General features: G+C 64.6%; 21 protein-coding genes. 8 read left to right on the forward strand and 13 right to left on the reverse strand.

Translation table 11 applies throughout. From position 1 onward, the window contains the following. From MRBLMS1_RS23550 to MRBLMS1_RS23565, 4 genes are all read left to right on the forward strand, one after another. The gene (locus tag MRBLMS1_RS23550) at positions 1-837 is read left to right on the forward strand and encodes a TPM domain-containing protein (protein ID WP_139090233.1); all 837 of its coding nucleotides are present in this window, start codon (positions 1-3) and stop codon (positions 835-837) included. Then, a complete protein-coding gene (locus MRBLMS1_RS23555; protein WP_485882323.1) occupies positions 837-1358 on the forward strand; it encodes a TPM domain-containing protein in 522 nt (173 codons plus the stop codon). The genes MRBLMS1_RS23550 and MRBLMS1_RS23555 overlap by 1 nt, the downstream gene beginning before the upstream one ends. 84 nt (positions 1359-1442) lie before the next feature. After that, the gene (locus tag MRBLMS1_RS23560) at positions 1443-2207 is read left to right on the forward strand and encodes an SDR family NAD(P)-dependent oxidoreductase (protein ID WP_485882325.1); all 765 of its coding nucleotides are present in this window, start codon (positions 1443-1445) and stop codon (positions 2205-2207) included. A gap of 568 nt (positions 2208-2775) precedes the next feature. Next, positions 2776-3189: a VanZ family protein gene (locus tag MRBLMS1_RS23565; protein WP_485882327.1), complete on the forward strand. Its 414-nt coding sequence runs from the start codon at positions 2776-2778 to the stop codon at positions 3187-3189. Here the strand turns inward: MRBLMS1_RS23565 and MRBLMS1_RS23570 are convergent, their stop codons facing one another. Beyond that, positions 3190-3489, reverse strand: coding sequence for a hypothetical protein (locus tag MRBLMS1_RS23570; protein ID WP_485882329.1), 300 nt, complete (start codon positions 3487-3489; stop codon positions 3190-3192). It lies immediately after the preceding gene. 278 nt (positions 3490-3767) lie between these two features. Between MRBLMS1_RS23570 and MRBLMS1_RS23575 the strand changes: the two genes are divergently transcribed. Then, on the forward strand, positions 3768-4310 hold the full coding sequence (locus MRBLMS1_RS23575) for a hypothetical protein (protein ID WP_485882331.1): 543 nt from the start codon (positions 3768-3770) through the stop codon (positions 4308-4310). A 455-nt stretch (positions 4311-4765) separates the two neighbouring features. On the opposite strand, the gene MRBLMS1_RS23580 is transcribed toward MRBLMS1_RS23575, so the two are convergent. The 5 genes from MRBLMS1_RS23580 to galT form a co-directional block, all read right to left on the reverse strand. After that, positions 4766-8596, reverse strand: coding sequence for an NAD(P)-binding protein (locus MRBLMS1_RS23580; RefSeq protein ID WP_485882333.1), 3831 nt, complete (start codon positions 8594-8596; stop codon positions 4766-4768). A 55-nt stretch (positions 8597-8651) separates the two neighbouring features. Further along, complete coding sequence (locus MRBLMS1_RS23585; RefSeq protein WP_485882647.1) at positions 8652-10391, reverse strand: glycoside hydrolase family 2 protein; 1740 nt, start codon at positions 10389-10391, stop codon at positions 8652-8654. Positions 10392-10571: 180 nt separating this feature from the next. Beyond that, positions 10572-11639 carry a galactokinase gene (gene galK / locus MRBLMS1_RS23590; protein ID WP_485882335.1) on the reverse strand — a complete coding sequence of 356 codons (1068 nt, stop codon included), beginning with the start codon at positions 11637-11639 and terminating at the stop codon, positions 10572-10574. Then, positions 11636-12742, reverse strand: a complete 1107-nt coding sequence (locus MRBLMS1_RS23595) for a M24 family metallopeptidase (protein WP_485882337.1) — start codon at positions 12740-12742, stop codon at positions 11636-11638. Before MRBLMS1_RS23595 ends, galK begins: the two co-directional genes overlap by 4 nt. Further along, entirely contained in the window at positions 12739-13842 is a 1104-nt protein-coding gene (gene galT / locus MRBLMS1_RS23600; protein WP_485882339.1) for a galactose-1-phosphate uridylyltransferase, read from the reverse strand. The genes MRBLMS1_RS23595 and galT overlap by 4 nt, the downstream gene beginning before the upstream one ends. A gap of 260 nt (positions 13843-14102) precedes the next feature. On the opposite strand from galT, the gene MRBLMS1_RS23605 reads away from it, so the two are divergent. Both MRBLMS1_RS23605 and MRBLMS1_RS23610 read left to right on the forward strand, forming a co-directional pair. Next, on the forward strand, positions 14103-15098 hold the full coding sequence (locus tag MRBLMS1_RS23605; RefSeq protein WP_139090224.1) for an LLM class flavin-dependent oxidoreductase: 996 nt from the start codon (positions 14103-14105) through the stop codon (positions 15096-15098). Between the two features lie 144 nt (positions 15099-15242). Continuing rightward, complete coding sequence (locus tag MRBLMS1_RS23610) at positions 15243-16457, forward strand: MFS transporter (protein WP_485882341.1); 1215 nt, start codon at positions 15243-15245, stop codon at positions 16455-16457. Between the two features lie 11 nt (positions 16458-16468). Here MRBLMS1_RS23610 and MRBLMS1_RS23615 read toward each other — a convergent pair whose 3' ends face one another. Then, positions 16469-17389, reverse strand: a complete 921-nt coding sequence (locus tag MRBLMS1_RS23615; RefSeq protein WP_338680981.1) for a LysR family transcriptional regulator — start codon at positions 17387-17389, stop codon at positions 16469-16471. Positions 17390-17563: 174 nt separating this feature from the next. Here MRBLMS1_RS23615 and MRBLMS1_RS23620 point away from each other — a divergent pair, with 174 nt between their 5' ends. Then, complete coding sequence (locus MRBLMS1_RS23620; RefSeq protein ID WP_485882343.1) at positions 17564-18577, forward strand: zinc-dependent alcohol dehydrogenase family protein; 1014 nt, start codon at positions 17564-17566, stop codon at positions 18575-18577. 22 nt (positions 18578-18599) lie between these two features. Here the strand turns inward: MRBLMS1_RS23620 and MRBLMS1_RS23625 are convergent, their stop codons facing one another. From MRBLMS1_RS23625 to MRBLMS1_RS23650, 6 genes are all read right to left on the reverse strand, one after another. Further along, positions 18600-20216 carry a M28 family peptidase gene (locus MRBLMS1_RS23625; RefSeq protein WP_485882345.1) on the reverse strand — a complete coding sequence of 539 codons (1617 nt, stop codon included), beginning with the start codon at positions 20214-20216 and terminating at the stop codon, positions 18600-18602. A gap of 136 nt (positions 20217-20352) precedes the next feature. Further along, positions 20353-21189, reverse strand: a complete 837-nt coding sequence (locus MRBLMS1_RS23630) for an HDOD domain-containing protein (protein ID WP_128140386.1) — start codon at positions 21187-21189, stop codon at positions 20353-20355. A gap of 116 nt (positions 21190-21305) precedes the next feature. Beyond that, positions 21306-22382 carry a BMP family ABC transporter substrate-binding protein gene (locus tag MRBLMS1_RS23635; protein ID WP_485882347.1) on the reverse strand — a complete coding sequence of 359 codons (1077 nt, stop codon included), beginning with the start codon at positions 22380-22382 and terminating at the stop codon, positions 21306-21308. A 21-nt stretch (positions 22383-22403) separates the two neighbouring features. Beyond that, positions 22404-23333, reverse strand: a complete 930-nt coding sequence (locus MRBLMS1_RS23640) for an ABC transporter permease (protein WP_485882349.1) — start codon at positions 23331-23333, stop codon at positions 22404-22406. Further along, positions 23326-24402 (reverse strand): ABC transporter permease, encoded by a 1077-nt coding sequence (locus tag MRBLMS1_RS23645; protein ID WP_475413413.1) that lies wholly within the window; start codon positions 24400-24402, stop codon positions 23326-23328. The genes MRBLMS1_RS23640 and MRBLMS1_RS23645 overlap by 8 nt, the downstream gene beginning before the upstream one ends. Then, positions 24395-25909, reverse strand: a complete 1515-nt coding sequence (locus tag MRBLMS1_RS23650) for an ABC transporter ATP-binding protein (protein ID WP_485882352.1) — start codon at positions 25907-25909, stop codon at positions 24395-24397. The genes MRBLMS1_RS23645 and MRBLMS1_RS23650 overlap by 8 nt, the downstream gene beginning before the upstream one ends. Between the last annotated feature and the right edge of the window lie 16 nt (positions 25910-25925).

The raw sequence follows: 25925 nt of genomic DNA on the forward strand, positions 1-25925 counted from the left end.
ATGAAAGCCTGGTCTTATCTGGCGGCGCTGGCGACGGCGCTGCTGCTGTGGACGATGCCGCCAGCCGGCGCACAGGGCTTGCAGCCCGTGCCGCCGCTGGCGGCGCGCGTGACGGACAACGCCGGCATGCTGGACGCCAAGCAGAAAGCGGCGCTGGAAGGCGTGCTGGCCGATTACGAAGCCAAGACGGGCAGCCAGATCGCCGTGCTGCTGGTCAAGAGCACGGAACCGGAAGCCATCGAGCAATACAGCATCCGTGTGACGGATGCCTGGAAGCTGGGCCGCAAGGGCGTCGATGACGGCGTGCTGCTGATGGTGGCGAAGGACAATCCATCGTCGCTGCGCCGCCTGCGCATCGAAGCGGGCCGCGGCGTGCAGGGCGTGCTGACGGATGCGCAATCGAAACGCATTTTGCAGGACGTGATCGCCCCCCATTTCAAGCAGAATGATTATTACGGCGGCCTGGTCGCCGGTGTGGGGTCGATTGCCACCCTGCTGAACCAGGAGCAATTCCCCGCCCCGGCCCAGCAGAAAGCGCCGGCCACGGTGGACGCGGGCGGCATGACCTTCTGGCTGCCGCTGCTGTTCTTCGGCTTTCTCGTCATGCTGACCCTGTTCCGTTCGCGCGGCGGGCCTAACCGCCTGCAGCGCGGCAGCAACTGGTCCAGCGGCGCCACCGGCGTCGTGCTGGGCAGCATTCTCAGCCAGGCCCTGAACAACCGGGGCGGCGGTGGCGGCTTCGGCGGCGGAGGTGGTTTTGGCGGTGGCGGTGGCGGCGGTGGTTTCGGTGGCGGCGGCGGCGGATTTGACGGCGGCGGCGCCTCGGGAGATTGGTAATGACGAAACAACTGACATTCGGACAGCGCTGCGGACGCGCCTTGAAACATTTGCGGGGCACGCCGGCGACGGCGCGCCAGGCGTTTCCGGAACGCACCCTGAAAGCCATCGAGACGGCCATCGCCGACGGTGAAACGATGCACCGGGCGGAAGTGCGCCTGATCGTCGAAGCGGCCCTGACGCCAGGCATGGCCTACCAGGGCGTGAGCAACCGCGAGCGGGCGCGCGAACTGTTCACCCAGTATGGCGTGTGGGATACGGAAGACAACGTTGGCGTGCTGATCTACATCAACCTGGCCGAACACCAGGTCGATATCGTTGCCGACCGCAACGTGGGCCGCCGCATCACGCCGGAGCAATGGCAAACCGTGTGCCGCACGATGACCAAGGGTTTCAAGGACGGCAATTACCACGACAGCACGCTCGATGCCTTGCAGCAGTTGAATACCTTGCTGCAAAGCCACTTCCCCGCTGACGGTACGCGCGGCAACCAGTTGCCCAACGAACCCATCCTCCTCTGATTCCTGTCCAGGGATTAAAATCTGCCCATTGCCGCGCAAGCCCGTGGCCTGGGCAGCGCCCCTATTACTCGCCGAGGAGCACACATGAAACTGATCAATAAAACCGCCATCGTCACGGGCGCCACACAAGGCATCGGCCTGGCTTGCGCCACCCGCCTGATCGCCGAAGGGGCGCAAGTGATGCTGGTCGACATCAAGGAAGAAGGCGCGCAGGCGGCCGCCGCCCTCGGACCGCAGGCACGCTTCTTTTGCGCCGACGTCAGCCAGAAGGCGGACGTCGACGCCATGCTGAAGGAAACGCTGGCCCAGTTCGGCCACATCGATATCCTCGTCAACAATGCGGGCGTCACGCACGCGGCCGATTTCCTCGACGTGTGCGAAGACGATTTCGACCGGGTCATGCGCATCAACCTGAAATCGATGTTCCTGTGCGGCCAGGCCGTGGCGCGCGAGATGGTCAAGCGCAACAACGGCTGCATCATCAATATGTCCAGCGTGAATGCGGAACTGGCGATCCCGAACCAGGTGCCATACGTGGTGTCGAAAGGCGCCATCAACCAGCTGACCAAGGTCATGGCCCTGAACCTGGCACCGCACGGCGTGCGCGTCAACGGCATCGGACCGGGCACCATCCTGACGGAACTGGCCAAGCAGGCGGTGCTGTCGAGCCCGCAGGCGCGCCACACGATATTGTCGCGCACGCCGCTGGGCCGCTGCGGCGAGCCGGAGGAAGTGGCCGGCATCGCCGCCTTCCTGGCCAGCGACGACGCCACCTACATGACGGGCCAGACCATCTATGTCGATGGCGGGCGCATGGCGCTCAACTACACGGTGGCCGTGAAGGAATGAGGGCAAGAGGAGGAAGTTATATCAAAAAACGGCAGTTATATAAAAAAACGATAATGGTTATCTGAAAAGACCATTAGACACATATCGTGCGACGCAGCATAATGCACCTGTCTCCACTATTCTCCTCCAAGAAAATAGTTTTAAGCCCGCTTTCACCAGCGGGCTTTTTTTTTGCTATCAATGCTGAAACATGGTCATTCCTGCCACGACGCACAATTTTTTCGGTCATTCTGCCTGCCGCAAAAAAATGTTGCGGCGTGTCATCAGGCCGTCATTTTCGCCCCCTATACTTGCTTCATCTGCTGTACAGGCAACCGATATGCCTGACTACAGACAGGTGTGCCGCGATGGCACACCACTCCCCTTTCATGACCATGGCGGGCGCCGGCAAGGCGCGCGAGATGGTGAGTACCGAGCAACTCTCAACTCTTGACCCATTTCATTTGGGTTTTTGGCCCGCGCCCCCCGCGGGCCTTTTTTTGCCCGCACGGCAAGCTCTTGCGCAAAAACACGGTGGCCCGCCACGCACATGATATTGTGACTGCCTTTCCAACCGTCCTCACGCATCATGCCCGCTCCATTGCCCGAACTCTGTTTTTCCGACCGCTACGAACGCCTGCGCTACCGCACCGCGCTGGTGCTGTATGCCCTGGTAATCCTGATCGGCGACATCCCCGGCGTGCGCGCGGACGTGGGCCAATATGCGTCGGGCGGCGTGCTGCATTCCTTCGGCTATGGCGTGCTGGCACTGATCCTGTTCAGCGGCACGGCCGGCAGCATGGCGCGCCGGGCGCTGCTGTCGGTACTGATGGTGGCGGCCATGGGCGCGCTGGACGAATTCATCCAGAGTTTCCTGCCGTACCGCCGGGGCGCCGTCAGCGACTGGGTGGTCGATATCACGGCCGCCGTGGCTGTGGTGCTGCCACTGGCTTTCATCTGGCCCGGCATGGCCACCGCCGCGCTGAAAAAACAGCAGGGCTGATCACGGCGCGGCGTCATCGCCGGCGCCTAGCGCCAGCGGCAACTGGCCCTGGCCCGCTGCCGCCCGCCCGGCGATGCGGCGCAGCACCGTGCGCATCTCGCGCCGGCTGGCCGCTCCCGCCGCACGCGCCGCATCGCGCTGCATCTCCATCAACTGTTCCGACCGTGACAGCCTCGTCAATGCATGCAGGGCCTGGGTCAGCGCATAGCGGGCGCGCGCCCCGTTCGCTGCGCCCGGGGCGCCGTACACGGCAATCACCAACTCATTGATCAGCTTGACGCTATGGGAATCGGCAGACATTTATTCTCCTGAGATAAGCAACGGGGAACAAGGCAATGGGGGAAAAAGGCAATGCGCGAACGCCGTGCCCGCCCTGCGCAAGAATGTCTTTTATACCAAGCTCGACAATTGAAGCACTTGATGTACCTCAATGTGAAATAACAAGTACCGAACATCTCAGTCCTCCTGCTCTCTTACTAGCAGCAGTTGCGGCCATGCCTGGCATGCGCCATTGACGCTGACCTCCGCCACACCCTGGAAACCGGGTTAACACTTTGTCAGACCAAGAGGAGAACAAGATGAGAGTAAAAAAAACCATGGCGCTGGCTGGCCTGCTGTGTACGCTGGCCGCCTGCAGTTCGGATCCGAACCGCACCAGCATGAGCAGCACGAACGGCCGCAGCGGTGAAAGCTACAGCAATACGGCCGGGACGGGCAGCACTGGCAACACGTCGGCCGGCACCGGGACCAGCACCGGCACCAGCAGCACCATGAGCGACACCAGCACGGGCAGCAGCGGCACCGCAGGCACCGGCAGCGCCGACGCGCGCACCTCCACGGCCAACAACGCCATGAACATGGACGGCAGCCAGACCGGTGTGAGCATCGCCTCCGCCACGGTGCAATCGATCGAGCCGGTGCCGCGCGGCATGGATCAGGGCAGCAGCGACATGCAATCGGGCAGTTCCGGCACGGCGGGCACCACCTCGGGCAACACGCAGTACCGGGTCACCCTGCGCCTGGACGACGGCAGCACGCGGGCCATCATGCAAAACTCCCAGCCCAGCTACCAGATCGGCGATAGGGTCAAGGTAGTCAACGGCTTGCTGCAGCGCTATTGATGACGTTATCGGGGATCAGCGCAGGGGATCAGCGCGGCATGCACTGATTACGCCTGGCCACTGGCGTTCGGGGTACTGAACGCCAGGGGACAGGTACATTCACTGCAGTCAAGCCTGCAAGGCAAGGCAAGACAGGCATCTTGCCTGCATTGCCTTGCCTTGTTTTGCCCTGTTTTGTCTTGCCTTGTTTTGTCTTGCCTTTTCCTTGTCATAGCTTGCTTTATCTTTTCCTTGCCATGCCTTAGCCTTGCCATGTCTCCTGCTAGCATCTCCTGCTAGCTAAGCCCTGCAGCTTGCCATGCCGTCTGCCTTGCCATGCCTTCACGTGCCATGATGATCTTCGGCAGTTCCTTGCCTCCTGCCTCTTGCCTCTTGCCTCTTGCCTCTTGCCTCTTGCCGGCTTCCTCGCTGAATCGGCGCCGGGAGCGCCATTCCTGTGCTCCCGGCACAAGCACCTACTCCACCATGCCTATCTTGCGCTGGCTTGCCGCCAGCCCGGCGATCAGTTCCGCCGCCTTTTTCCCGGCCAGGAAGGCGTGGTCGGAATTGTAGTATTCCCACTCGCTGTAGCGTCCGGCCAGCACGATGTCCTGCGTGGACAGCCATGCCTTTACCAGCGCCACGTTGGCGGCCCGCGCGTGGTCGTACACCACATAGGCGTAGGGCATGTCCACCTGGTTGGCGACCAGCAGGCGGTCATCGTCGCGCAGCAAACCCACCGCGATGCAATCGGCCACGCAGCGGTCAATCAGGGCCTGTCCATCGAGCGGCAACGGTTTCCAGGGCGAATAACTGATCTCGCACGTGAGGCCGAAACCGCCCGGCGCATTGCAGTGGGGGCTGGCATTACCTTGCAGGAAAATACGGTGGAATATCGTCTGTTCCGGATAGTAAATCCAGTGTTTCTCGCTGATGTTTTCGCGCGCCACGCCCAGGTTGACGCAGCGCACTGAAATATGCCGCAAGGCGCGCGCCGCCGCCTGTACTTGCGGCGGCGCCTGCTCGCCGATCAGGCGCACCAGCTGCGGCAATGGCATGGTGCTGAGCAAGTGCTGGTAGCGGAAGCGACGGCCATCACCCAGCACGACCACGTGCTGGCGCGGCAAGACCTGCACCACATCGGCATTCAATTCCAGTTTGCCTTGCAGGTGCGGCAGGAAACCCGACATCAATGCCTGGAAGCCACCGCGCAAGGGATAGCCGAAGCGCGCATTCGGGCCCATCGGCTTGGCCACCGGTTCCAGCGCGCCCTCGATGATTTCTTCCAGGTTCGGCAAGGGCACCCGCCCGCCCAGCCACGACGTTTCCATCTCGGCCAAGGGGACGGTCCACAATTTCTTGTTGTAGGGAATAGCGAAATGGCGGGCGATGCCGCTGCCCCACACCTGATGGATGAATTGCTCGAAATTGGGCGCGGTCTGAGCTTGGGCTTGGGCCGGCGCCGCCACGGGGTCGTGCACCTGTTCCAGCCCCGTGCCGCCGTCGGCGCAGCAATCCTCAACGGCGCAAGCCGCAGCCGCTGCATGGCCCGGGGCCGCTGGTGTCTTGCCGTAGCGCGCCTCGACGGCGCCGACGATGCATTCCTTGATGACGGCCGGCGGCAGGCCGTACAACGCTCCCTGGAATGGATAGCGCGTGTAGAACTGTTTGCTGTAGACCCAGGCTTCGCGGTTTTGCCAGTGCAGGTTGGCGCCCAGCAAGGTGCGGTACATCTCGAGCACATAGTCGTCGTTGGAAAACATGATGTGGCCCGCGTGATCGAAGGTAAAACCCCGGTCCTGGATGGAGCGGCACCAGCCGCCCACGGCGGCATTTTTATCCAGCAGCAAGGTATCGGCGCCCAGGTGATAGGCGGCGCTCAGGCCCGTCGGGCCGGCGCCGATGATGGCGCAGGCCACGGCTTGCGGCGCACCGGGGGGATGCAGGAGGTTGACGCCAGCGCCCGGTGTGGCGACCTGTGCCGTGCCGGCGGCGGGCACCGCCTGGCGTGCGCCCTGCCCCGGCGGCGTCGTGTCGAGCAAGGTGCGCATCTGCTCCACCGTGGCATCCCAGGAGGTAGCCTCGGCGATGGCGCGCATGCTGGCGGCCATCGCCGCGCGCTGTTCCGGCGTTGCCGCCAGCGCCGCCTCGCAAGCGGCAACAAAGGCTTCCGGCGTATCGGCAATGGCCACGATGTCGCCATACGGCACGGCCACATCGGTGATCGAGGTGCTGACGATGGGCAGCTGCGCCGCCATGTATTCGAGCACCTTGGTCGGACTGATGAAGCGGGTCGCTTCATTTCTGGCGAAGGGCAGCAGGCACACGTCCCAGCCGGCCAGGAAGTGCGGCAGCGCCTGGTACGGCTGCTGGCCCAGGTAATGGATATTCTGCCGCTGCGGCAAGCTGGCCGGGTCGATCTTGAGGATGGGGCCGACCAGCACGATTTGCCACTCGGGATGGGCATCGGCCAGCGCCGCCACCAGGGCCGGCTCGAAACGCTCGTCGATCACGCCGTAATAGCCAAGCCTGGGCCGGCCGATCTCCGCTTGCGCGGGATGGCCATTGTGGCGGTCCAGCGCCTGTTCGAAGTGCACGGTATCGACGCTGCTGGCGAAGCAATGGACGTTCGCGTGGCGCGTGCGCTTCGCCTCGAACAGGCTGGGGCCGCCGGCAAACACGAGGTCGGCGCGCGCCAGCAAGGCCGTTTCGCGCTGCAGCAGTTGCCGAGGCGCATTCTTGAATGCGGCCAGTTCATCCATGCAGTCATACACGACCAGATCCGCGTGCAGGGCCGGCAGCAGCGGCAGCGCCATCGGCGTATAGAACCACACGATGGGATCGTCGGCAGGCGTGATCTGGCTCAGCAGGGGCTGCAGCACGGCCAGCTGGTCGTCGTGAAAACCGGGCGCCTGCACGGCCGTGCGGGGCTGGCACACGGTCACGTTCGGCGCCGGAGTGGACAGTTCCAAGGTGCCGGGCCCGTCGTGCCAGACGGGCTCCTCGACGAAGACCACGCGGTAGAACTGCGCCAGGCGCGACAGCAGCTGTTGCGGACGCTGATACACGAAATTCCAGCGTAAATGGGAAAAAACGATGATGGTTCGCATGCCAGTTCCTTTCTGCCCCGCCAGGGCAAACGTTGAACAAAGTTGTCCGGTCAGGCTCTGTGCCTGCCGTAGTGCCGCCGCGTAAGGGGGCACGAGGATGCGCCGCAGCCGCTCTCCCCCTTCGCCGTCCAGGCCGACATCCCACAGGCCGCTGCGGTGCCAGTGGCTGGCATCGTCCCAGTCGGGACGGTCGATCACGGGATAGATGCAGACGCCGCGCAGCGCGGCACCATGCTGGACGGCCAACGCCGCCTCGACGGCCACGTCGCGTATCCAGGTGCCGCGCCCGCTACCCACGTGGCTCGTTTCCGCCAGCAGCAGCGGCCGCTGGTAGCGCGCCTGCACTTCCAGCAGCAACTGGTGCAGGGGCATGCGGCGCGGTTCGCCCAGGTGCCACCACAGGCGCAGGTTGCTGCCGCTTTCCCACTGGTTGCTGTGGTAATAGTTCAGGCCGATCAAGTCCAGATAGCGCGGCGCGCCGCCCAGTTCCGGCGCTTGCCGGCCGCACAGCATGTCCCACGCCTCGAACTGCGAGGCACGCCAGGCGGCCGCCTGCGCAACCCAGTCCGTGCGTCCGGGCGGCGCGGTCACGTGGATCAGGGGATCGCATTGCAGGAAGCGCGCCTGCGGGCTGACGGCACGGATGGCGTCGCAACCGGCCACGGTGGCGCGCACCAGCTGCCGCTTGCCTTCCTCGCCCGCATCGGGCCGGTACATATTCAGGCACTGGAACATGTGCACCGACAAGCCCCAGCTGGTAAACGAGATTTCATTGATGGGCGAATACATGGGCGCGCGACCCGCATATGGCGCGAGAAACTGCGCTGCCGCCCGGCAATAGCGGGCAAAGCGCGGCACGAAGTCCGGCGAGAACAGGTCGAGCTCGGGCGGCCAGCCGTAGTGGCAGAAGGTCCAGTTGATCTGCAGTCCCAGCTCCTGCGCCACGGCGGCGCGCTCTTCAATGAAGGAAAAATCGAACTGGCCGTCGCGCTCGGCCAGGCGCCAGCCTATGCTTTCGCGCACGCTGCGGATGCCGAACTGGCGCAGCAGCAAATAGTCTTCGCGCACCCGGTCCAGGTGGCCCGTGGCGCGGTTCATGTCCAGCGCCTGGCCGCCATGGGTGATGTGGTCGGCGCCCTCGTAGCCCGCCTGCCAGTAAGTCAGGAACGGCGCTGCCGCGCCATCGGTATCGGCCATGCCTGCTCCTCTTGATGTGATGAACCAGATGAAACGTGCCGGGCCCGGCTTGCGTTCAATTGAGCCGGATATTGCGGGTGGCCGCGCTGAGCAGCTCCAGCGCGGCCTTCGGCGTTCGGTCCGCCGTCAGCAGACCATTGGTTTCCTGGAACGTGTCGGCAAACTGCGTGTAGCAAAAACCGCTGAACATCTGCGCCGTGTTGACGACGTTCATCAGGCGCCGGTAAATATCAAGGAAGGCCGCCTCGTTGCCCACGCGCGCATAGCCCCAGGTTTCCGCCGATTCGCTCTGTTCCCGGTCAAAGGCGATGCCGCCAAATTCCGTGAGGACGATGGGCTGGCCCCGGTGCGGAAAGCCGTCGAGCGTGAGGATGCGTCCGCCCGGCCGACGCTGGTCGAACAAGGTGGTGCGGGCCGAATCGCTGATCGCATAGCGCGCCTGCAGCCGTTCCGGATCGCAGTCGTAATCGTGGATGCCGAGGATGTCGGTGGCCGACGCTTCCCAGCCGTCGTTGCCGATCACGGGGCGCGTGGGATCGAGCGTGCGCGTCAGGTGGTACAGCGCCTCGACGGCGTTGCGGTGGGCCTGGATGGCCGTCAGGTTGGGCACGCCCCACGATTCGTTGAACGGCACCCAGACGAGGATGCAAGGATGGCTGTAGTCGCGTTCGATCACGTCCGTCCATTCGCGCACCATGCGTGTGATGGCCTTGCTGGAAAAGCGGTACGTCGATGGCATTTCTTCCCACACCAGCAAGCCCAGGCGGTCGGCCCAGTACAGGTAGCGCGGGTCTTCGATCTTCTGGTGCTTGCGCACGCCGTTGAAACCCAGGGCCTTGGCCAGTTCCACGTCGCGCCGCAGGGCGTCGTCGGAAGGCGCGGCCAGCAGGGTGTCGGGCCAGTAGCCCTGGTCGAGCACGAGGCGCAGCGGATACGGCCGGCCATTGAGCATGAAACGGTCGCGGTTGATGGCCACCGAACGCAGCGCCGTGTACGACTTGACGGTATCGAGCAGCGCGTCGCCATGCCACAAGGTCACTTCGGCATCGAGCAGGATGGGCCGTTCCGGACTCCACAGCAGTTCGTTGCGCGAATCGTCGATGCCGGGGTCGGACAGGGCGATCTTGCGGCTCGCTTCGTTTTCGATCAGCTTGTACTGGTCGTCGGCCAGCAGGTTGTCGCCATGCCAGATGCGTACGGCCACGGTGAGGTCGCTCTGCAAGTCGCCCATGGCGAACACGTCGCAGCCGATCTCGTAGCCCTCGAACACGGGCGTCCAGCGCAGCTTGCCGATATAGGTGGCCGCCACGCGCTCGATCCACACGCTTTGCCAGATGCCCGTGGTGCGCGGATACCAGATGGAATGGGGCAGCAGCTGCCAGTCCTGCTTGCCGCGCGGCTTGGCCAGGTCGTGCGGATCGTCCTCGACGCGCACCGTCAGCACCTGCGGACCGTCGGGCAGCAGCGCATGGCTGATGTTGGCGACAAACGGCGTGTGGCCGCCCTCGTGGTCGGCCACCACGTGTCCGTTCAGCCATACCTTCGCATGGTAGTCTACGGCGCCAAAATGCAGCAGCACGCAAGGACCACCCGGCTGCAGCAAAAATTCGCGCTGGTACCAGCAGACGCGGTGAAAACCCCGGTCGCCCACGCCGCTGGCCTGCGATTCCGGTGGGAACGGCACGATGATGTCGTGCGTCCAGTCGATGCCGTCATCGGGCAGCCGGTAGCGCCGCTCATTGTCAAAGGTAAAACGCCAGGCGCCGTTCAACGATTGCCAGTTTTCGCGCACCATCTGCGGGCGCGGATACGCGAAGGTGACCGTGCCAGCAGGCAGGGCGGTCCCGGCCTGGCCGTCATCGGTATCGGATGGGGGGAGATGGTCATTGAGCATGTGTGTTGGAGGCATGCTGCACAGGCCAAGTTCCGAAGAAAGAGGCTTGCTTTATCACGCATGAGCAAGATCAAACCACGCTCAATTCAAGGGAACCACCATGCGTGCGCTGTGTCCATCCGCATTAAAGCGCTGCACCACCGTACGCCCCGCGCTGGCCGCGCACTGCTTGCGGCACAGGGCCACGCAGGCGCCGCCAAAACCGGCCCCCGTCAGGCGCGCGCCGTACACGGCCGACTGCGCCGACATCAGCGCCACCAGCGCATCGAGCACCGGCAGCGACACTTCGTAATCGTCGCGCAGGCTGGCGTGCGACTGCGCCATCAACTGGCCGAAAAGCACGGGACCATGCTGGCCGCACGCTTGCAGCACGCGCAGGTTTTCGCTGACCACGTGGCGCGCGCGGCGGCGGTACGGCTCGGGCAAGCCTTCCACCACGGACGGCTCGCGCACGTCGCGCAGCGCCGCCACGCCCAGCAGGCGCGCCGCCTGTTCGCACTCGGCGCGCCGCACGTTGTACGCGCTGCCGGCCAGGGTGCGCGCCACGCCGCTGTCGATGACCAGCACCTCGCTGTCGTGGGGCAGCGCCAGCAGTTCATGGCGCAGGGTACGCGCATCGAGCAGCAGCATGTGGCGCTCGTCGGCCAGGCTGGACGCCATCTGGTCCATCACGCCGCAATTGACTTGCGCGTAGCGGATTTCCGCCTGCTGCCCCATCAGCGCCAGCGACACGTCGTCAATCTGCAGCCCCAGCAGCTGGCGCAGCGCGCGCAGCATGGCGATCTCCAGCGCCGCGCTGCTCGACAGGCCGGCGCCCGGCGGCACGTCCGAATCGATATGGCCGCGCACGGCCGGTACCGCGACGCCGCGCTCCTCAAGCAGGCGGATGCAGCCTTCCAGGTAGCGGCCGAAACCGGGCGGCGCGGCGCACTGGCGCTCGAAACGCACGAGTTCGTCAAGGGTCGCCGAATAGAACTGATGGTGGCCATCGGCGGCCAGCGCCAGCATCACGCGCGTGCGCTGCGGCGTGGCGCACGGCAGCATGTAGCCATCGTTGTAATCCGTATGCTCGCCCAGCAGGTTGACCCTGCCGGGGGCCGAGGCCACCACCACGGGGACGGTGCCGAAATACGCGTCGGGGGTGATCATGGCAACTCCAGGGTCAGCGGACGCAGCCGTCCCTGCACCGGGGTAACTGGCCAGTCCGGGTCGCAGGTCAGGTTGTGCAGGCGCCCGCCGCTGAGCAGGAAAGTGTCTTCTACCATGCTGCCGGGCAAGCTGGGATGGAAGGCCAGGGCCATGCCGTCCTTCAGGGTGATTTCCGTGTGCGCGCCGGCGGCCACCTCGGGCGCGCGGTAGCCGGCGATGCCGCCCTGCCGGAACTCCTGCACCGTGTCGGGCTGGCCCGCATACGCATAGGCGCTGTCGAGCGCGTGATAAACCATGCTCAGCGCATGCCCCGCCACGCAGGCGTCGAGCGCCACCGCTTCCAGCGCCAGGATGGCCGCGTCCGCTTCGCCGATGCCGTCGCGCGCGGGGCGGAAACGGCGCTGGCGGCTCAGGCTGGCGCACAGGCCGAAGCGCTGCGCGCACAGCGCCAGCACGGCCCGCTCGCCCAGCGGCGAGGCGGCCGGCGGCGCGCGCCGGTAGCGCTCGAAGCGCTCGGCACCGGCCGCCAGCACGTACACGGCATGCAGGCCGCGCGACCACAGGGCACGGGCACAGGCGCCGGCCAGGTCCTGCTCGCTCCAGTCGGGACGCGCGGCGCGCAGCGCTTCGCTGGCGGCCGCGGCGGCCTGTCGCCCCACTTCGCGGTAGCGCGCCTGTTCCGGCGCCAGCAGGGGCAGGCGCTCCTCGCGCAGGGCAACAGGCAAGCAGCGTTCTTGCAGGCCGGGCCGGTCGCACAGCACGGGCCGCCCTGCCGCCGCATGCTGCACGAAATGCTCGCGCAATTCGGCCAGCCGCGGCTGCATCCACGGCGTCACTTGCCAGGTCCAGCTGCCGCGCACTTCTTCCTGGCGCAGCCGCTGCGCCTCGGCCGCATCCGTCAGGATGTAGGCCGCATCGCGCGTGACGAGCACCTCGGCACAGCCGCACTCGGCTGAGTGGCCGGCGCTGCCCGACGCCCCCGCCGTGGCCCAGGCGAACCAGTCCACGCCCCGCAAGCGCACCGCGCCAGCCCTTTCCTGTTCCAGCCAGCCGCGCATCTGCGCCAGCTTATGTGCAATTTCCAGTTCGACATTCCAGTTCATGCGATTTCCTCTGCCATATTCCATGCCACGCGCACTTCCTGCAGCTGCCGCGCCGACTCCTCGGGCAAGGCATCCATGGCGTACATGCCGGCGCCCAGCTCCGTGCCGGCCAGGTATTTGAGCCGTTCGCGCGTGCGGTACGGCGGATAAAACTGTGCGTGCAGCTGCGTTTCCGGATGCGCGCGGCCGTCTGTCGGCGCCTGGTACCAGGCCATCAGGTAGGGCATCTCGCGTTGCCACAGGCCGTCGTATTTCAGCAGGACGGTCTTCAGGGCGCGCGCCAGATCCTCGCGCTGCTCCAGCGACAAGGCCGCAAAGCTGTCCGTCTGCCGCAGCGGCATCACCCACACTTCATACGGGTAGCGGGCACAGGCGGGAACAAAGGCGATGGCCTCCGGCCCCAGGTACAGCACCCGCGTGCCGCCATCGGCTTCGCGCCGCGCCATGTCCACCAGCAGGGCCTGGCCATGCTCGGCGAAATACATGCGTTCCTGCTCCAGCATGCGCGCCGGCACCGGCGGAACAAAAGGATAGGCGTAGATCTGGCCATGCGGATGGTGCAGGGTCACGCCCACTTCCGCGCCACGGTTTTCGAACGGCAGCACATAGGCGATGCCGGGCCGCTTGGCGAGTTCTTGCGTGCGCCCGGCCCACGCTTGCAGCAGCAAGACGATGTGACTCACTGGCAAGGTGCCCAGCGAGGCGCCGGCATCCTGGGCGAACACCACCACTTCGCACTGGCCGCTGGCAGGCGCCGTGGCGACCGTCAGGTCGGGCGGGTCGTGGGCGCTCAGCGCCAGGGTGGGAAAGCGGTTGTCGAAAACCGCGATATCGTAATCGCCTGCAGGCAACTCCGTCGGATGCGCGGGATCGCGCGTGGGCGCCAGCGGGTTGTACTCCGCCGGAGGGAGAAAGGTGCGGCCCTGGCGATAGGCCGCGTACGCCACCCACTCGCCGCGCAAAGGATGCCAGCGCAAGTGCGGATTGGCTTCCTGCGGCAAGGGGAAAGGGCTCGGTGCAACGCCAGCGACGACGATGGGACGCCTACTGTAAAGGGTCAGCTGGCGCCCGTCGGGTTTGACGAGTTGCTCGCAATACATGATGTTTCACAATCTTAAGGCACGAATTCTTAAGACTGGGGCTGGCAAGGAAAGTTCCAGAGTTTGCGGCGACTCCGTCAGTTCAAGCAGCACCGATCCCGACCGGCACGAGTTTTTTACCGATCAGTACGCAAATTCCCGATTCGCATTATCATGTGCACAGCCTGTCATCTCTGCCGCTTTCAAGGCCGACCCTATTGTCGTCAGGGGATAGACAAATCGTCCATTGTGATTTTCCACCACGTCCCGATATCGCTACCATGATTCCATTTTCCATACTCGACCTGGCCCCCATCGCCGAAGGCAGCGACGCCAGCCAGTCGTTCAAGAACACGCTCGACCTGGCGCAGCATGGCGAACGCTGGGGCTACAACCGCTACTGGCTGGCCGAACACCACGGCATGCCCGGCATCGCCAGCGCCGCCACGGCCGTCGTCATCGCCCATGTGGCGGCCGGCACGACAACCATCCGCGTGGGCGCGGGCGGCGTGATGCTGCCGAACCACTCGCCGCTCGTCATCGCGGAACAGTTCGGCACCCTGGAAGCGCTGCATCCGGGCCGCATCGACCTGGGCCTGGGCCGCGCGCCCGGCTCCGACCAGACGACGGCGCGCGCGCTGCGCCGCGACTTGCAGTCCGATGCGGAACAATTTCCGCAGGACGTGCTGGAATTGATCGACTATATGTCCGACGAGCCGCGCCAGCGCGTGCTGGCCGTGCCCGGCAAGGGCGCGAAAGTGCCCGTGTGGATACTCGGGTCGAGCCTGTTCGGCGCCCAGCTGGCCGCCCACCTGGGCTTGCCGTATGCATTCGCCTCGCACTTCGCGCCGCAGATGATGATGCAAGCCGTGGCCTATTACCGCGAACATTTCAAGCCTTCAAAACAATTGGCGAAACCGTACGTGATGCTGGGCTTTAACGTCTTTGCCGCCGATACGGATGCCGAGGCGCACTTGCGCGCCACGTCGATGCAGCAGGCCTTCGTCAACCTGCGCACGGGCCGCCCGTCGCGTCTGCAGCCGCCCGTGCCCGGCTACTTGGAGCAACTGGGTCCGCAGGAACGCGCCATGCTCGATTCCGTCCTGTCCTGCACGGCCATCGGCGCCCCGGACACCGTCAAGGCGAAGATGGCCGCCTTCATTGCCGAAACGGGCGCCGACGAACTGATGATCACTTCGCAGATCTTCGACCACCAGCACCGGCTGCGCTCGTATGAAATCACGGCGCAGGTGCATGCGGAGCTTGCGCAGCAGTAAACTTTCCTCCCTCGGTATATCCCCATATACCCTTTTCCCGGCCGTCGGCAACGATCGCCGGGATTTTTTTTGCCTGTCCGGCAAGAAATGCGCAGCCCCGTTATCATGCTTATCCAAAAGCATCACTGAAGAAAGTTGTATCGCATGAAATCCGCACCATCGAATGTCGATACCAGCGCCCTGCTGACGTCGACCCGCATCCTGCTGTTCGCCCTGTCCGCCGGCGTGCTCGTCGCCAGCCTCTACTATGTGCAGCCGCTCACCTCCATGCTGGCCGCCTCGTTTGGCGTCAGCGTGCCGCAAGCGGGCTACTTGGTCACGGCCACGCAGATCGGCTATGTGCTGGGCATCGTCTTCCTGGTCCCCCTCAGTGACGTGCTGAACCGCCGCAAGCTGCTGACGTGGATGCTGATCGCCAAGATAGCCGCCCTGCTGCTGGCCGCCACCAGCCAGAACATCATCGTCTTTGCCATCGCCAGCGTCTTGATGGGCATCACGTCCAGCGCCTTGATGGTGGTGACGGCCATGGTGGCCTCGTACGCGCCCGATCACAGCCGGGGCCGCATGGTGGGCACCGTCATGACGGGCTTGTTGCTGGGCATCTTGCTGGCGCGTACCGTCTCCGGCACGGTGTCGCAGATCAGCGGCGGCTGGCGCACCGTCTACGTGCTGGCCGCCATCGTCGTGGCCGCCCTGCTCGTCATGCTGCGCCGCATCCTGCCGAACGAGGCGCCGCGTGGCAAGCTGCAATACGGAAAATTAATGGCTTCCCTGGCCGACATCATCCGCCAGGAACCGTTGCTGCGCCAGCGCGCCCTGTTCTCTGGCCTGGGCCTGGGTACCTTCAGCGTGTTCTGGACGGGCCTGACTTTCTTGCTCAGCGGCGAACCCTATCACTACTCGGAAATGCAGATCGGCCTGTTCGGCCTGGCCGGCGCCACGGGCGCGTTTGCCGCCAACACGGCGGGCCGCATGGCCGACCGCGGTTACGCGCGCCAGGCCACGTGGCTGCTGGCCGTCGCCTCAATCGCGGGCTGGGCCCTGATCGGCTTTGGCGCTCATTCGCTCGTGCTGCTGTTGATCGGTATCGTGCTGCTGGACATGGGCGTGATGGGCCTGCAAGTGACGCACCAGTCCATCATTTATAAACTGGCGCCACATGCACGCGCAAGGGTGACCACCGTGTTCATCGCGGGCGGCTTCATCGGCGCATCGGCAGGCTCGGCCCTGGCCAGCGCCAGCTTTGCCGCCGGCGGCTGGCCCGCCCTGTGCATGGTGGGCGGCGCCATGCCGCTGCTGATGCTGATCGTGTGGAGCAAGTACCGGCACACGCAGCGGCGGCTCGAAGGGCTAGCCTGACCTGGCGTGAACTAAGCGGCGGCCGCGAAGACGGCGCTGTCGGCCGCAGCCAGGCGCAGCAATTCATCGACCGTGACCCTTACCTTGGGTGGCATATGCCAGGTCTTCTGCCACAGCACGTGGATGGGCATGGCGGCGCCGGCAATGTCGGGCAAGACGGGCAGCAAGGCGCCGCTACGCAAGGCCTCGCCTGCCAGCCAGGTCGGCAGCTGCGCCAGGCCGCTGCCGCTCACGCAAGCCTGCAGCAAGGCATCGCCATCGGCCAGTTCATGCCGGGCATGGATTTCCTGCAGCGCGGTTTCTCCCAGTTCATTTCTTAACAGCCATGCCGGCCGGTTGCCGCGGCGCCAGCCGGCCAGGCAAGCATGGCTGGCCAGATCGGCGCGCGTCAAGGGTGTACCGCGCCGCTGCAGGTAGGCGGGCGAGGCGCAGATCACCAGATGCTGCTCGCCCAGGCGGCGGGCCACCAGGTCCGCATGATCGCCCAAGGTACCGATGCGCACGGCGATATCGATGCCTTCACCCACCATGTCCACCGCCCTGTCGCGCAGGGAAATGGACAGGTCCAGCCGGGGATGGCGCTCGCCCAGCGCCAGCAGGGCTGGCAAGATATGGCGCCGGCCAAAGGTGGTCGGCAAGTCGATGCGCAGGCGTCCGACGGGCTGCTGGTGGCCGGTGGCAAGGTAGGCTTCGGACTGTTCCAGCTCTTCCAGCACGCGCCGGCAACTGCCCAGGTATGCTTCCCCTTCCGTCGTCAGGTCGATGCGGCGCGTCGTGCGATGCAGCAACTGCACGCCCAGACGCGCTTCCAGCCGCGAAATACTCTTGCCGACCGCCGAGCCGGTCACACCCAGCACCTGCGCGGCCGCCGTAAAACTGCCGCCGTCAACGGCCGCGACAAACTCGCGGATGCCTGCAAAACGATCTTCCATGTCATCGCCATTTCAAAAGTGTTCAATGCAATCGTGCCCAGTATAGCCAATTCTGGAATTACAGGATGCAGTGCCCATCCTTTTACCCCCTAACTCTCACCAAAGGATGCAATTACACTGTCTTCATCGTTGCACGGCCTGGCACTTGCCCGGCATGGTTCACTGGAGAAGAACATGAAAGCATGGCTGTTACAGGATTTCGGCTTGAACAATTTGCAGATGGCAGAGGTGCCGACGCCCGTGCCGCAGGCGGGCGAGCTGCTGGTAAAAGTGGGCGCCGTCTCGCTCAACTTCCGCGACAAGGCGATTGTCGACGGCATCTACGAGCCGCACATGGTGCCCAAGCCCCTGATTCCCGTGTCCGACGCCGCCGGCGTGGTGGTGGCCGTGGGCGCCGGCGTGAGCCGTTTCAAGGTGGGCGAGCGCGTCAATTCCCACCTGTATTCGCGCTGGATCGACGGCCCGCCAGGCCCCAACGAGCCCAACTATTGCTTCGGTTCGCCCTTGCCAGGTGGTCTGGCCGAATTCATGATCATCCATGAAGACAGCGCCGTCAGGGCGCCGGACATGATGAGCGACGCCGAGGCCGCCACCCTGCCCATCGCCGCCCTCACGGCCTGGTATGCGCTGATGGATGTGGGCAACTTGCAACCGGGCCAGACAGTGCTGGTGCAAGGCACGGGCGGTGTATCGATCTTTGCCGCGCAGATCGCCCTGGCGCATGGCGCGCGCGTGATCGCCACGTCCAGCAGCGATGCCAACCTGGCCAGGATCAAGGCGCTGGGCGTGGCAGACGGCATCAACTACCGGACGTATCCGCAGTGGGAACAGAAGGTGCTGGAGTTGACGGATGGCAAAGGCGTCGACATCACCATCGACGTGGCCGGCGGCGATGGCCTGAACCAGTCCGTTGCCGCCACCAAGGCGGCCGGCGTGATCGCACAGGTGGGTTTCCTGACGGGACAGACCACGGCGTTGAAACTGATGCCACTGATCTTCCGCCAGACGACGATACGCGGCATCGCCGTGGCGCCGCGCACTTCGTTCGACCGCATGAATCCGTTCCTGGACAAGCACAACATCAAGCCCGTGATCGAGCATGTGTATGCGTTCGAAGAAGCCGTACAAGCCTATGAACACCTGTCGCGCGGTGCCTTTGGCAAGGTCGTCATCCAGGTCGCCAACTAAGCGGCGACCTGGCTTACTTCGCTTATTTGGCGCTGGCCTGTTCGCGCGCCTTGCCGAACGCATCGCCTGCCTTCCAGGCCGGCATCTTCACCGCATTGGCCACGGCTAGACCCAGGTTCAAGGTAAATTGCGCCTGCTGCGTCATGCCGGACAAATCCCAGCTGGCGTCGTACTCATCGGTCACTTGATGGTAGCGGGGCCCATAGGCGGCCGCCTTGGCTTTCGACTTTTCCACGTCCTTGATGTACTCGCGTCCGCCATTGATGGAAAACGCGGGTACGCCCGCCTTGGCAAAGCTGAAATGGTCGCTGCGGAAGTAGCCGCCGGCCAGGTCCGGACGCGCTTGCGCGATGTGCATGCCCATGGATTTCGCCACCGTGGCGGCCATGGCCCCCAGCTCCGTGCGCTCGCTGCCTTGCGCGCCGATGTCGTGCGTGGCGCCAACAAAGTTCAGGCTGTCCAGATTCAGCGCGGCCGCCGTCTTGTTCAACGGCCACAGCGGATCGGCCGCATACGCTGCACTGCCCAGCAAGCCTTGTTCCTCGGCCGCCACCCACAGGAAAATCTGCGTGCGCTTCGCAGGCTTTTTCACGGCTTCCTGCGCCATGGCCAACAAGCCGGCCGTGCCCGAGGCATTGTCGACGGCGCCGTTGTAGATGGTATCGCCAGTATCTCCCTGCTTGCCCAGGTGATCCCAGTGGCCGCTGTAGATGACGGCTTCATCCTTCAATGCCGGGTCGGTGCCCGGCACCATGCCGGCGATGTTGAATTGTTCCACCTTGCGCACGATGGACTTCATCTCGCCCGACAGCTTGGCGTTCAATGCGACGGCTTTGAAATCCTTGCTTTCCGCCTGGGCGCGCAAGGCGTCCAGGTCCTGGCCGCCGGCCGCAAACAGGCGGCGTGCCGCGTCTTCCGCGATCCAGCCTTGCAGCGGCGTGCCGGCCGTGCGGTCCGCCAATTGAAAACGCTCGCTGCCGCTCCAGCTGTTCTGCACCACGCTCCAGTCGTACGATGCCGACGGTTTCGTGTGGATCAGCAAGACGCCAGCCGCGCCCTGGCGCCTGGCTTCCTCGAATTTGTAGGTCCAGCGGCCGTAATAGGTCAGCGCCTTGCCGGCGAAACGATTCGGCTCGGCAATGGTCGGCTGGGGGTCGTTGACCATCATGACGACGATCTTGTTTTTGACATCGACACCCTTGAAATCGTTCCAACCCTCTTCCGGCGCCGTGATGCCGTAGCCGACAAATACCAGTGGCGCGTCGAACGTGTGCGCGGCAACGGAGTCGCCCGTGGCCCAGACCCAGTCCGGACCGAAGGCCAGCGGCACGACCTTGCCGCCGGCCACCGCCTGCAGGCTGCTATCTTGCGGCAAGGATTTCACGCCGGCAATTTGCACGCTCTGGCGGTAACTGTTGCCGCGCACGGGTTTCAAGCCGGCCATCTGCGCCTGGGTTTCCAGGTAGGCCACCGTCAGGTCGGCGCCGCGCTGGCCCGTGCCGCGGCCTTCCAGTAAATCGTTGGACAGGAAAGCCAGGTGGGCGCGCAAGGGCGCTTCCTGCACCACGGGCAAACCGGTCGCGGCGTGGGCGGAAAACGCCAGCGCGGTCAAGGTCAGGGAAGAAAACAGCTTCTGCATAAGATCCTTTGGGTAAGAGGAGGAAAGCGGAACGGCGGATAGCCGAGCCGGCGATTGTATGCCATGGGAAAGGCGCATCAAAATGCGGACGAAAAAAATCCCCGCGGCAAGGGCGGGGATGATCCAGGAAGAACGCTCAGACCAGCAGGGCCGCCGCCAGGGATTCGATCTCTTCCGCCGATTCCTCGAGGATGGTGTGCAAGGTGCTGCCGCCGATGCCGAAATCGATCTTGGCCGCCGCCTGGCGCCGCGCGGCGCTTTCCGGCGGGTGCAAAGGCGAGCCGACGGGCGACAAGTCGTTGGCCAGCACCAGGGTTGCGCCCAAGGTGCGGGGCGGGAACGTGCTGCCGCCGTGCCACATGCCTTCCACGGCTTGCAAGACCAGGTCCGGCACTTGCAGCTGGCGCAGCACGCCGCGGCCGATCAGTTTTTCGCCGTATTCGATCCAGTCTTCGGTATTGTCGTCCAGCAAACCCGGATATTCCTCGGCGCGCGACAGCAGATAAAAGCCGCCTACTTCGTGCACGATGGCGGCAAACATGGCCGTTTCCACGTCCACGTGCGTAACTTTCTTGGCGATCACCTGGCTCAGCGCGGCCACATGGGCCGTGTGTTCCCACAGCCGGGCCGCCTTGGCGCGCAATTGCGGGTCCGTGATCTGGCTGCCCAGCTGGCGCACGATGACGGATGCCACCATCGATTTCAGGGTGGCAAAGCCCAGGCGCGAGACGGCCGCGCGCACATTGGCGATTTCATTGCCGGAACGGTTGTAGGCGGCCGAGTTGGCCAATGCCACGACCCGGGCCGACAGCAGCGGCTCGGCCATGACCATGCGAGCGGCCGCTTCGATATGGCAATCGGGGTCGTCCAGCGCTTCCTGCAGCTTCAAGGTGGCCTTGACGTTGGCGGGGAACGTCAGCTCGCCCTTGCTCGCTTGCAACGCGATAATCTTGAATACTTCCAGTCTGTCCATGGGTCAATCTCCGGTACGGGCCTGTTCAGGCGCTGCTGTGTTGGACGGGCCGGGAATGCGCTCCCGGCCCGGCTCCCGTTTCCGGCAATATTACAGCAAGTTCATACTCAAACCTATTACTTTCCGGAAACTTTCCCGGCCACGCCTTCGACAAAATAATCCATCTTCGTCAGCGCCGCATCGTCCAGCACGCCTTTGTCCAGGCGTACCTTGCCATCGTTATCCTTGATCGGCGCACTGAAAGGATTGAGCTTGCCAGCTACCAACTCTTTCTCACGCGCCAATACAAACTGTTTCACGTCGGAGGGCACGGCGGCGTTGATGCCTTCCAGCTTGACCATGCCATCCTTGATGCCGCCCCAGGTGCTGCTGGACTTCCACGTACCGTCCAGCACGGCTTGCGCCTGCTTCGTGTAGTAGTCGCCCCAATGGTGAGTGACGGCGGCCAGCTGCGCTTTCGGTCCGTATTTTTTCATGTCCGAGTGGTAGGCGATCGCATACTTGCCCTTCTCTTCGGCCGCCTGCACCACGGCGGTCGAGTCCGTGTGATGGGTGACCACGTCGGCGCCCTGGCCGATCAGGGTGATGGCCGCGTCGCGTTCCTTGCCCGGGTCGAACCAGCTATTGACCCACACCACTTTCACTTCCGCCTTCGGGTCGACGCTGCGCATGCCGCGCGTAAAAGCGTTGACTCCTTGCAACACTTCCGGGATAGGGAATGCCGCCACATACCCGGCCACGTGGGTCTTGCTCATCTTGCCGGCCAACACGCCGGCCAGGTAGCGGCCCTCGTAGAAACGGGCATTCGTGTTGGCCACATTGACGGCCGTCTTGTAGCCCGTCAAATGAATGAACTTCACATTAGGAAATTGTTTCGCCACTTTCAAGGTGGGATTCATGTAGCCGAACGAGGTCGTAATGACCAGCTTGCTCCCCGTCTGCGCCAGGTCGCGGATCACCCGTTCCGCATCGGCGCTTTCCGGCACGTTTTCCACGTACCTGGTGGTGATCTTGCTGCCCAGCGCCTTTTCCATTTCCTTGCGAGCCAGATCATGCTGGGTGGTCCAGCCCGCGTCGCCGATGGGGCTGATATACACGAAGCCGACATTCAGCGGAGCAGTCGCGGGCGCGGCGGCCATGGCGGGCATCAAAACAACACTGCAAACGGCGGCGCACAACAGTTTCTTGGACATGGTTTTCCTTGTGGTCAGTGATTAATTTCCGGGATTGAAATTTTTCCCCAGCGAAGCGGGCATGTTGAGCTTGATGTAATTGGCATTGCTGGAAATGAGCACGAGCACGACGATGGCCGCCACGTACGGCAGCATCGACAGCAGTTGCGACGCGATGGGTACGCCCAGCGCCTGTGCGTGGAACGTCAGAATCGTGATGCCTCCGAACAGATAGGCGCCGCCCACCACGCGCGCGGGACGCCAGGTGGCAAACGTGGTGAGCGCCAGCGCGATCCAGCCCCGTCCTGCCACCATGCCTTCGACCCACAGCGGCGTGTAGACGAGCGACAAGAAGGCGCCGGCCAGACCGCAGCAGGCGCCGCCGAACAGCACGGCCGCCAGGCGGATGCGGCGCACGGGATAGCCGAGCGCATGCGCGGACGCGGGCGACTCGCCCACGGCGCGCAGCACCAATCCTGCCCGCGTGCGGTACAAAAACCAGGCGATGGCCACGCACAGCAGCAAGGACAGATACACCATCGGATGCTGGCGGAACACGGCCGGGCCCAGCACGGGAATGTCTTCCAATACAGGGATGCCGAAGCGGCCGTTCTGCAAGCTGTTGCCCACGTACTTCAAGCCGATATACGTGGACGCGCCCGCGCCAAACAGCGACAAGGCCAGACCCGTCGCATACTGGTTCGTGCCCAGCCACACGGTCAGCCAGGCAAAGAAGCCGGACAGCACCATGCTGGCGCCCGCTCCTGCCAGGAAGCCCAGGGTGGGGCTGCCCGTGTTGACGGCCACGGCAAAGCCCGTGATGGCGGAGACCAGCATCATGCCTTCCGCGCCCAAGTTCACCACGCCCGCCTTTTCGTTCACCAATAAACCAAGCGCGGCCAGCATCAGCGGCGTGCCCGCATTGATGCTGGCGGCGATCAAGGGCACGATGGTCAGCAGCAGGTTATCCATGTTTTCTCCAGCGCAGTTTGTATTGGATCAGCACGTCGCAAGCGAGCAAGGCGAACAGCAAGATGCCCTGGAACACGCCCGTGATAGCGCTGGGCAGACCAAGGCGCGACTGCGCCAGTTCGCCGCCGATATAAAACAGGGCCATGACGAAGCTGGAAAAAATCACGCCCACGGGATGCAAGCGGCCCACGAAGGCGACGATGATGGCGGCAAAGCCGTAGCCGGGCGAGACCGTGGGGGTCAACTGCCCCATCGGTCCCAGCACTTCGCAGGCGCCCGCCAGGCCCGACAGGGCGCCGCAGATCAGCAAGGACGACCACAAGGTCTTGCGCGAGGAAAAGCCCGCATAGCGGGCGGCGGCCGGCGCCATGCCGCCCACGCGCAGGCGGAAGCCAGCGATGCTGCGGGATAAATACAGCCAGCCGCCCAGCGAGGCCAGCAAGGCAAACACGATACCCACGTGCAAGCGTGTGTCGCTGATGACCATCGGCAACAGCAAGCCGTCGGACAGCAGTTTCGACTGCGGGAAGTTGAATCCTTCCGGGTCGCGCAGCACGCCATACACAAGATAGCTGAGCAGCAATTGCGCGATGTAGACGAGCATCAGCGAAACGAGGATTTCGCTGGCGTTGTAGCGGTCGCGCAGCCACGCCACCAGGCCCGCCCACGCCATGCCGCCCGCCATGCCGGCCAGTAAGGACACGCCGATGATGGCCGCGCCGCCGACGCCGTCATCGAGGTACAGCGCGGCCGCGCCACCGCAGATGGCGCCCAGGGTCAGCTGCCCTTCCGCGCCGATGTTGTAGATGTTGGCGCGAAAGCAGATGGCCAGGCCGACGGCGATCAAGAGCAAAGGGGCGACTTTAATACCCAGCTCGGACCAGCCGTGCGCGTCGCGCAAGGGTTCGACAAAGAAGACGGCCAGTCCCGCCAGCGGATCGTGTCCCAGCGCAAGAAACAGCAAAGCGCCGCACAGCACGGTGAGCAGCACGGCCAGCACGGGCGACAGCCACGACATCAGCCGCGACGGGGACGGACGGGCTTCCAGGCGCAAGGCAAACTTAGCCATGGGCTGCCTCCTGCGGCCACAGCCCGCTCATCCATTGCCCCACCTGCGCCACGCTGGCCTCGGCCACGTCGAGCGACGGCGAAATCTTTCCCTTCGCCATCACCAGCAAGCGGTCGCTGATGTCGAACAATTCATCGAGCTCCTCCGATACGACGAGCAGCGCGCAGCCAGCGTCGCGCAAGGCCAGCAATTCGGCGCGGATTTGCGCGGCCGCGCCCACGTCCACGCCCCAGGTCGGCTGTGCCACCACCAGCACCGTGGGTTCGCGCATGACTTCGCGGCCAACTATGTATTTCTGCAAGTTGCCGCCCGACAGGCTGCGCGCCAGCGCCTGCGGCCCGCCTGCTTTCACCTGGAAACGGGCGATGATGGCGGCCGCCCGCTGCGCGATGACGGTATGACGCACGAAGCCGTGGCGGATGGTGGCCGGTGTCTGCAAACTCAGCAGCACGTTGTCGGCCAGCGCCATGTCGGGCACGGCACCGCGTCCCAGCCTTTCCTCGGGCACGAAGCCGAAGCCCAGGGACCGCCGGCGTCCCGGCGGCAAGCGTCCGGCCGGCGTGCCATTCAGCACGATGCTGTCGGCGGACGCGCGCATGTCCTCGCCCGACAGGGCGGCCAGCAATTCCTGCTGGCCATTGCCGGACACACCCGCGATGCCGACGATCTCGCCCGCGCGCACGTCGAAATGGATATCGATTAATTGCGTGGCAAACGGGTGGCTCTTCGGCAAGTTCAGGCCCCTGACGCTCAGCATGGCCGCACCGGGCGTGCGCGCCACGCGCGTGACGGCGGGCGGCTCGGCGCCGATCATCATGCGCGACAGGCTGGCCGCCGACTCTTGCGACGGGTCGCATACCCCTGCGTTCTTGCCGGCGCGCACCACCGTGCACGTATGGCACAGGGCGCGGATCTCGTCGAGCTTGTGACTGATGTAGAGGATGCTGCAGCCTTCGGCCGCCAGCTGGCGCAAAGTCATAAACAATTTTTCCACGGCGCCCGGCGTCAACACGGAAGTCGGCTCGTCGAGGATCAACAGTTGCGGCTTGGCCAGCAAGGCGCGCACGATTTCCACGCGCTGGCATTCGCCGACAGACAAGGTGTGGACGTGGCGCTGCGGCTCCAGGTCCAGGCCGTACTGGCGCGCCGTGTCTTCGATGCGCTGCGCCAGCTCCGCCATATTGGTGCCGGCCGGCAAACCGAGGGCGATGTTTTCCGTCACGGTCAAGGTGTCGAACAGGGAAAAGTGCTGGAACACCATGGCGATGCCGAGCGCCCGCGCGGCCGACGGGTTGGCGATCTCGACTTCGCGGCCATTCCACAGGATGCGGCCGCCATCGGGCTGCACGGCGCCGTAGATGATTTTCATCAGGGTCGATTTGCCGGCGCCGTTTTCGCCGAGCACGGCATGGATCTGCCCGGGCGCGACGGTCAAATGGATGCCGTCATTGGCCACCACGGCCGGATAGCGCTTGCTGATATCGAGGAGTTCCAGGCGTGCCGTCATTGTTTTTTTCGTGCCT

Source organism: Massilia sp. LMS1-1-1.1, from assembly GCF_040815535.1.
GTDB lineage: Bacteria > Pseudomonadota > Gammaproteobacteria > Burkholderiales > Burkholderiaceae_D > Janthinobacterium > Janthinobacterium aestuarii.

What these genes read in the sequence shown, in the direction of transcription:
- MRBLMS1_RS23625 (WP_485882345.1), bottom strand. Translation starts at nt 20,216, where the DNA reads ATGCAGAAGCTGTTTTCTTCCCTGACCTTGACCGCGCTGGCGTTTTCC.
- MRBLMS1_RS23575 (WP_485882331.1), top strand. Translation starts at nt 3,768, where the DNA reads ATGAGAGTAAAAAAAACCATGGCGCTGGCTGGCCTGCTGTGTACGCTG.
- MRBLMS1_RS23610 (WP_485882341.1), top strand. Translation starts at nt 15,243, where the DNA reads ATGAAATCCGCACCATCGAATGTCGATACCAGCGCCCTGCTGACGTCG.
- MRBLMS1_RS23595 (WP_485882337.1), bottom strand. Translation starts at nt 12,742, where the DNA reads ATGAACTGGAATGTCGAACTGGAAATTGCACATAAGCTGGCGCAGATG.
- MRBLMS1_RS23645 (WP_475413413.1), bottom strand. Translation starts at nt 24,402, where the DNA reads ATGGCTAAGTTTGCCTTGCGCCTGGAAGCCCGTCCGTCCCCGTCGCGG.
- galK (WP_485882335.1), bottom strand. Translation starts at nt 11,639, where the DNA reads ATGATCACCCCCGACGCGTATTTCGGCACCGTCCCCGTGGTGGTGGCC.
- MRBLMS1_RS23585 (WP_485882647.1), bottom strand. Translation starts at nt 10,391, where the DNA reads ATGGTGCGCGAAAACTGGCAATCGTTGAACGGCGCCTGGCGTTTTACC.
- MRBLMS1_RS23580 (WP_485882333.1), bottom strand. Translation starts at nt 8,596, where the DNA reads ATGGCCGATACCGATGGCGCGGCAGCGCCGTTCCTGACTTACTGGCAG.
- MRBLMS1_RS23635 (WP_485882347.1), bottom strand. Translation starts at nt 22,382, where the DNA reads ATGTCCAAGAAACTGTTGTGCGCCGCCGTTTGCAGTGTTGTTTTGATG.
- MRBLMS1_RS23615 (WP_338680981.1), bottom strand. Translation starts at nt 17,389, where the DNA reads ATGGAAGATCGTTTTGCAGGCATCCGCGAGTTTGTCGCGGCCGTTGAC.
- MRBLMS1_RS23550 (WP_139090233.1), top strand. Translation starts at nt 1, where the DNA reads ATGAAAGCCTGGTCTTATCTGGCGGCGCTGGCGACGGCGCTGCTGCTG.
- MRBLMS1_RS23630 (WP_128140386.1), bottom strand. Translation starts at nt 21,189, where the DNA reads ATGGACAGACTGGAAGTATTCAAGATTATCGCGTTGCAAGCGAGCAAG.
- MRBLMS1_RS23620 (WP_485882343.1), top strand. Translation starts at nt 17,564, where the DNA reads ATGAAAGCATGGCTGTTACAGGATTTCGGCTTGAACAATTTGCAGATG.
- MRBLMS1_RS23640 (WP_485882349.1), bottom strand. Translation starts at nt 23,333, where the DNA reads ATGGATAACCTGCTGCTGACCATCGTGCCCTTGATCGCCGCCAGCATC.
- MRBLMS1_RS23650 (WP_485882352.1), bottom strand. Translation starts at nt 25,909, where the DNA reads ATGACGGCACGCCTGGAACTCCTCGATATCAGCAAGCGCTATCCGGCC.
- MRBLMS1_RS23555 (WP_485882323.1), top strand. Translation starts at nt 837, where the DNA reads ATGACGAAACAACTGACATTCGGACAGCGCTGCGGACGCGCCTTGAAA.
- MRBLMS1_RS23560 (WP_485882325.1), top strand. Translation starts at nt 1,443, where the DNA reads ATGAAACTGATCAATAAAACCGCCATCGTCACGGGCGCCACACAAGGC.
- MRBLMS1_RS23570 (WP_485882329.1), bottom strand. Translation starts at nt 3,489, where the DNA reads ATGTCTGCCGATTCCCATAGCGTCAAGCTGATCAATGAGTTGGTGATT.
- MRBLMS1_RS23605 (WP_139090224.1), top strand. Translation starts at nt 14,103, where the DNA reads ATGATTCCATTTTCCATACTCGACCTGGCCCCCATCGCCGAAGGCAGC.
- MRBLMS1_RS23565 (WP_485882327.1), top strand. Translation starts at nt 2,776, where the DNA reads ATGCCCGCTCCATTGCCCGAACTCTGTTTTTCCGACCGCTACGAACGC.
- galT (WP_485882339.1), bottom strand. Translation starts at nt 13,842, where the DNA reads ATGTATTGCGAGCAACTCGTCAAACCCGACGGGCGCCAGCTGACCCTT.